General features: G+C 70.2%; 5 protein-coding genes. 3 read left to right on the top strand and 2 right to left on the bottom strand.

Annotation, left to right across the window (positions count from 1 at the left end; all coding sequences use genetic code 11):
• Positions 1 to 278: 278 nt before the first annotated feature.
• The 3 genes from ID554_RS09770 to ID554_RS09760 all read left to right on the top strand — a co-directional run bounded on the left by ID554_RS09770 (position 279) and on the right by ID554_RS09760 (position 3,602).
• Complete coding sequence (locus ID554_RS09770; RefSeq protein ID WP_117229463.1) at positions 279 to 614, top strand: WXG100 family type VII secretion target; 336 nt, start codon at positions 279 to 281, stop codon at positions 612 to 614.
• A 36-nt stretch (positions 615 to 650) separates the two neighbouring features.
• Positions 651 to 962 carry a WXG100 family type VII secretion target gene (locus ID554_RS09765; RefSeq protein WP_147333516.1) on the top strand — a complete coding sequence of 104 codons (312 nt, stop codon included), beginning with the start codon at positions 651 to 653 and terminating at the stop codon, positions 960 to 962.
• A 63-nt stretch (positions 963 to 1,025) separates the two neighbouring features.
• Positions 1,026 to 3,602 (top strand): discoidin domain-containing protein, encoded by a 2,577-nt coding sequence (locus ID554_RS09760; protein WP_117229465.1) that lies wholly within the window; start codon positions 1,026 to 1,028, stop codon positions 3,600 to 3,602.
• Positions 3,603 to 3,611: 9 nt separating this feature from the next.
• Here the strand turns inward: ID554_RS09760 and ID554_RS09755 are convergent, their stop codons facing one another.
• Positions 3,612 to 5,339, bottom strand: a complete 1,728-nt coding sequence (locus tag ID554_RS09755) for a WXG100 family type VII secretion target (protein ID WP_117229466.1) — start codon at positions 5,337 to 5,339, stop codon at positions 3,612 to 3,614.
• Positions 5,339 to 5,956, bottom strand: coding sequence for a hypothetical protein (locus tag ID554_RS09750; protein WP_117229467.1), 618 nt, complete (start codon positions 5,954 to 5,956; stop codon positions 5,339 to 5,341). Before ID554_RS09750 ends, ID554_RS09755 begins: the two co-directional genes overlap by 1 nt.
• Positions 5,957 to 6,071: the final 115 nt, after the last annotated feature.

The raw sequence follows: 6,071 nt of genomic DNA, 5'->3' as shown, positions 1-6,071 counted from the left end.
ACCTCCCGGTCGTTCCTCCGGCACCGCCAGCCTCGGATGGTCTCCGCCGTTCGGTGCTCTGCGTCGGCCTCCCTGCCCAGGACACTCCCGCCGCACGATGGCACGACTCGCCGTATCGCCGGTAGTCCCTTTATGTCCGCACCGGGTGTCCTCACCGTCCGGTGCGACGGGTGTCCCTGGAACTGGTGACTGTGCCGGTCCCGTGCCGGCAGGGCAGGCTGGGACGGGACCGCCGTCCGGACGGCCAGGAGGCCGAGCGGCATCGACCGGGAGGGCCTATGAAGCTAGTCGACATCACTCCGCAGATGCTGCTGGACGGTTCACAGTCCTGCACCGACACGGCTGCACAACTACAGGCGCGGCTCGCGACACTGCGACGGGACGTGGACGACCTGGCGTCGTACTGGTTGGGGCCGGGTTCCAAGGCATACAAGCAGACCATGGAGGAGTACGACTCCTGCGGCCGGATGCTCAACGACGCCCTGAACGGGATCTCCAGGGGCCTGCAGCGCAACGCCGGGAACTACGTCACGGCCGATGAGGCGACGGTGCGCACCATGCCCGAGATCAACGGTATTCCGGCGGCCCGCCTCGGGCCCGAGCCCGGCGCCTGACCGGAACCGTCAGCCCGCCCGAGTAGAGGAGTTCGTGTGACCGACAGTATGGGTAGTCGCATCCGGGTCCCCCCGGAGCTGGAGTTCGCCGGCGCCAGGCTCAAGAGCACCGCCGACGAGCTGGTCGAGATGCTCGCGACCCTGAAGAGCAAGCTCGTCCCGCTGGAGGAGAGCTGGGTCGGCGAGGCGCGCGAGGAGTACGTCGGACTCCAGGGGCAGTGGAACGCCGGAGCGAACGGTCTGTTCGGCGTCGACGGCGCGCTCGGCGACATCGCGAACGCCGCCAACCTCGCCTGGAACAACTACTCGGAAGCGGAGTTCTCGAACCTGCGCACCTGGCGCGGCTGACGATCACCGCAGGCCGGGCCGGGGGTCTTGAACACTCGAAGCCCCCGGCCCGTAGTAGTCGACATGATCCGTGAACAACGAGGCCGTACCTCCGACGCGCAGCCGTCGCCGGAACCGGTCGGACCGGGTGCCGAGTCGAACCCGGAGTCGCTCGCGGACAGCAACCGGTTCCGCAAGCTCGGTTCGGCCCTGAACTGGGTCGGTGACCGGGTGGCCGTGGTCGGCGCCGACCCGACGGGAGCGGTCGCCGCCGCAGCGACCGGGCTGGCGGCGGAGCGCGACGTGGTGACCGTCATCGGGCCGCTCGACACCGCCGAGGACTGGGCGTTCGTCGAGACGGTGCTGCCCATCGCGGTGCCGCCGGGCAGTCGTGCCCGGGTCGCGGTGGCCGGGGCGGCCGGTCGCGGACCGGTCGGTCGCTTGGCCCGGGAGCTGACCGCCACCCTCGACGTACCCCGTACCGAGGTGCTGCTGGTACCCGGGGGTTCGCTGTTCGCGGTGGACGGCTGGCTGCGGCACACCCCCGACGGGGTGGCCTCCCCGGCCGGCCATCGCAGCCCGCAGCCGCCCTGGGAGAACGACGTCGACGAGCTGTGCGCCGCGACGTGCCCCGGTGATCTGGTGCTGCTTCCCGTACCGGCCGGGATGTGGCTGTTCGGTCGGCTGCCGGGCACGCCGATGCCGGACTACGACGACCCCGCGTACGGGGTGCCGATGGACGCTGACCGGCCGGTGCTGCTGATCGGGCGGCCCGGGCAGCCGGAGCCGGAGGCGGAGGCCATCGTGGAGTTCCTCGACCGGCTCCCGTCCCACCTACGCCAGCAACTCGTGCTGGCCTCCTATGGATCGGTGACCACGACTGCGGCGGCGGCGACGAGCCTGGCCCGCGAAACGGGTGTCCCGGTGCAGGTGCACACCGGCCTGCCGGCGCTCACGCCCGAGGGCCGACCGACGAGTCTCGCCGTCGACCACTCGGCGGCCACCTGGGAACCGATCGCGACCGTCCTCAGTTTTCCGCCCGAGGGTCCGGCCCGCCCGGTCGGACCGGTACGCGGACTCGACGGCTACCCGGAGCTGACGGAGAACGTCTTCCGGCTCGGCGAGCGGTGGGTGGCCGAGGTGACACAGTCCGGCCTCTGGGTGCGGCCGCCCGAGCAGGAGCACGCCGCACGCCTGGTGCGGTCACACCCGTGGACCTCCGGCAAGATGCGGATCTTCGTTGGCGTACCCGGCAAGCCGCCCCGGTACCACGTGTTGCCGGTGCTCGGCGCGCTGCTGGGCCGGATGCCCGCCGAGACCCGTCAGCGGGTCGAGTTGTCGCCGGCCCGGTTCGCGGTGGCGGCCGGGGACGACGCGGTCCCGACGCCGGACCCGGAGCAGGGTGAACCGGCTGCGCCGGTGGTGCAGCGGACCGTCGTGCTGCGTGCCCCGCAGTCCGATGGCGCGATCCCGGTTGTCCCGGCACCGGCGGAGCGGCCGGCGGACCCGACGGTCCCGAGGCGGAGTCCCGAAGGCGGACGGACGATCGGGGCGGGTGCGGCGTCGCAGGAGACGACCGCGTCGCCTGCGGGCGGCCGGGCCGGCGGGAACGCCCCGGTCGGGCCCGCGCTGGCGGCCGAGCCGACGACGCAGTATCCGATCCGTCCGGTGGCGCGGCACGAGGCCGTCCGTCCGGTCCGCCGCGACGAGCCGAAGCAGGGTACGGAGGCGGGGCACCCACCGCGTACCGAGGCGTCCCGTCCGCCGGTCTCGCCCCCGTCCGGTCCGGACGACGAGCGGCGACACCCGTCCGGGTCCGGTCCGGCCGGACCGGAGACCCGGCGGCGGCGCAATCCCCGGCTGTCGGCCCAGATCCTGACGGCCGTCGCGGTCCTGACCGTGGCGGTCGCCAGCGGGTACGTGCTGAATCCGAACGGGCAGCCGTCCGGTGCCGACACGTCGCCGGGGTACGCCGTACCGCCGCCGCAGGGTCTTCCGGAGTTCTCCGCCGGGACGCCGGTCGCCGCCGACCCGTCCGGTACCCCGGGCGACGATCCGTCCACCTCGGTCAGTCCCGCCTCCGGCAGCAGCGGCCAGACCGGTGCGGCCCCCGGCCCGAGCTTTCCCGGGCAGAGCCAGGCGTCGACGGGCGGCACCGACCGGGTGCCCGCGCCGGTGGCCCCGACCCGCCCCGCCGGGTCGCCGTCGTCCGCACCGAGTGCCACCCCCCGGCCGGCGGCGTCCTCGGCGATGCCGGGTCGGGTGAACAGTTCGGGGCGGAACCTGGCACTCTCCGGGACCGCCAGCGCGTCGAGCTTCGAGACGATCTACCGGCCGTCGAGCGCGATCGACGGGGACCGGGAGTCCCGGTGGGGCAGCGTGTTCACCCCGGACACCCAGTGGCTCGCCGTCGACCTCGGCGAACTCTGGCAGGTCACCGAGGTGCGGCTGCGGTGGGAACGGGCCTACGCGACGGCGTACCGGGTCGAGGTGTCCGCCGACGGCGGGACGTGGCGGACGGTCTACCAGACCGGTAGCGGCGCGGGCGGGACGGTCGACATCGCCGTCACCCGCACCCCGGCCCGCTACGTACGCATGGTCGGCACGGCCAAGGCGATGCCCGGGTACGGGTACTCGATCCACGAGTTCGAGGTGCGGTGAGGCGGCGGCTCACCGGTTGTTGTTGGTCAGGTTCTTGGTGTTCTGCTCCTCGACGTCGGTGTACATCGCATGGGTGTGCTTCATCCGCCGGATCGCCTCGTTGAGGACGTCGCGCGTCTGCCCGCTCAGACCGTCGACCTGATCGAGCAACAGCGCGAAGTTTTTGCCGGCCGGGCTCATCCAGTAGTCGCGCAGCGTGCGGAACTCCTTGTTGATCTCGTTCAGTTTGCTTTCCAGCGCGTCCCGCTCGGTCGCGACCTTCTTGGCGGCGTCGGCCAGCTTGTCGAGCTCGACGGCGAAGGTGAACTGGGAACCGTCCGGGTTGATCTGGGTGATCGGCGTACCGTCCGCGTTGGTGACCACGGTGATCGAGGGCTTGCCGTTGTCGGTGTACGCCCACTTGATGTCGCTGCCGCTGCTGCCGTACTCGATGGTGACCGTCTTGGTGCCCTGGGTGCCGTACGTCGGTCGACCCTCGGAGTCGAAGGTGGTGAACGTCCAGCCGTTCTGCTCCATGCTGGTGACCGCACCGTCCGAGTTGCGGAAGATGGTCGTGCCGCCGGAGTAGGTCCACTGGAAACCACCGCCGGCCGTCGGCGTGATGGTCACCGTCTCCCGGGTCTCCGAGTTGACGCCGGACGTCGGCGCCCCGTCCTTGTACGTGATGACCCACCCGTCGCCACGGTCCTCGGTGAGGATCTGGCCCTCCGAGTCGTACGTCACGACGCTCTCGTCGTCGTACGTGTAAACGGTGTTGCCGTCCCGGTAGCTGATGGTGGCGGTGACGCCGGGGCGTTCCTCGGTGGCGGGGATGTCGACGTAGTGCGGGCGGTTGTCGGCGTCGAACTGGCTGTAGGTGGTGCCGTCGGCACGTTCCTCGGTCAGGATCTTGCCGCCGGAGTTGTACGTGATGACGCTGTCGTCGGCGTACGTGTAGAGGGTGTTGCCGTCCTGGTAGGTGATGTCGGCGCTGGTGGCGAGGCGGCCCTCGGTGGCGGGGACGTCGATGTGGCCGGGCCGGTTGTCGGCGTCGAAGTCGCTGTAGGTGGTCCCGTCGGGGCGCTGCTCCTTGAGCATCTTGCCGTCGGCGTTGTAGGTGATGACGGTGTCGTCGGCGTACGTGTAGAGGGTGTTGCCGTCCTGGTAGGTGATGTCGGCGCTGGTGGCGGGTCGTTCTTCGGTGGCGGGGACGTCGATGTGGCCGGGCCGGTTGCTGGCGTCGAAGTCGCTGTACGTCGTGCCGTCGGGGCGTTGCTCGCTGAGGATCTTGCCGTCGGCGTCGTACGTGACGACGCTGTCGTCGGCGTACGTGTAGACGGTGTTGCCGTTGACGTAGCTGATCTCGGCATTGGTCGCCGGCTGGCCGCTGCGGGCCGGGATCTCGACGTACTGCGGCTGGTCGTTTGCGTTGAAGTCGGTGTACAGGGTGCCGTCGGGCAGCCGCTGGCTGACCAGGTCCTGGCTGTGACTGTCGAAGGTCAGCACCGACTTGTCGGAGTACCGGAAAATCGTCAGGTTGTCCTGGTAGCCGATGTGCGCGTACGTCGCCGCCTGCCCGTCCGACGGCGGGATCTCCACGTACCGGGCGCGCCCCGCGTCGTCGAAGGAGCTGTAGACCCGCCCGTCCGGCATCACCTGCTGGACCGGTTGTCCGTTGGCGTCGTACGTCACCACGGAGCCGTCACTCTGCCGCTCGAACGTGTGCCCCTTGGTCGGCGTCAGTTCCGGCCCGGTCATCAGGCGGATTCCTCGGGGCCACCGACCCGGGGAAGGGACTCGGGCGCGGTCGGCACCGTCTCACCGAACGACTGCTTGTCGGCCTCCGCGTAGAACTGGGCGGCATTGTTGACCCGGACGACGTACTGCGCCACCGCCTGGATCGAACCGCCGACCGCCTTGAGCAGCGAGAGTTGGGCGTCCACGAGCATCTGCGTCTGATCCGGATTGGGGTCCTCGACCGGCGGGAGGTCCTCGCCCCTCACCGTGTGCCGCGAGATGTGGCTACCGCCGTCGTGGCTTCTGATCTCGCGGTCGTTCTGTACGCCGCCCTCGTTCTCGGCGTAGAAGATCCAGCCACCCTTGCTGAGCACGTCCGCCTTGAACGCCTCGAACTCGTCGACCTGGGTGTTGAGTTCATTGAGCATGTAGTCCTGTGCCCCGCGAAGGTCGGCGGGCGTGACCCCGAACGCGCGGACGGTCGGCTCGACGAGTTCCTTCGTTTCGTCGCCCGCGTCCTTGGGCGGGTTGAACAGATTGTCGCCGGTGACCGATCGCGCCGTGCGCTCTTCCATGTGCAGTTCGGGTACGTGTTTAATCGACGCCTGTACGTAGGTGTCCAGCTCAGGGTCGGCCATCTTAGACATGTACCACGTGGGCCCCCGCAGACGGATGTCCCTCTTCGGGGGACGCCCACCGTCACCAACATTGAGATGGTCCGGTTGAGCTGGGCCGATGCTAGCGTCTCCGGCA

The organism is Micromonospora craniellae, from assembly GCF_014764405.1.
Classification (GTDB): domain Bacteria; phylum Actinomycetota; class Actinomycetes; order Mycobacteriales; family Micromonosporaceae; genus Micromonospora; species Micromonospora craniellae.
The sequence above is the reverse complement of the archived record's forward strand: the minus strand, read 5'-3'. Positions and strand labels throughout refer to the sequence as shown.

Bases quoted from the DNA above. Each gene is read 5' to 3' on its own strand.
- ID554_RS09770 (WP_117229463.1), top strand. From the start codon at position 279: ATGAAGCTAGTCGACATCACTCCGCAGATGCTGCTGGACGGTTCACAG.
- ID554_RS09760 (WP_117229465.1), top strand. From the start codon at position 1,026: ATGATCCGTGAACAACGAGGCCGTACCTCCGACGCGCAGCCGTCGCCG.
- ID554_RS09755 (WP_117229466.1), bottom strand. From the start codon at position 5,339: ATGACCGGGCCGGAACTGACGCCGACCAAGGGGCACACGTTCGAGCGG.
- ID554_RS09750 (WP_117229467.1), bottom strand. From the start codon at position 5,956: ATGGCCGACCCTGAGCTGGACACCTACGTACAGGCGTCGATTAAACAC.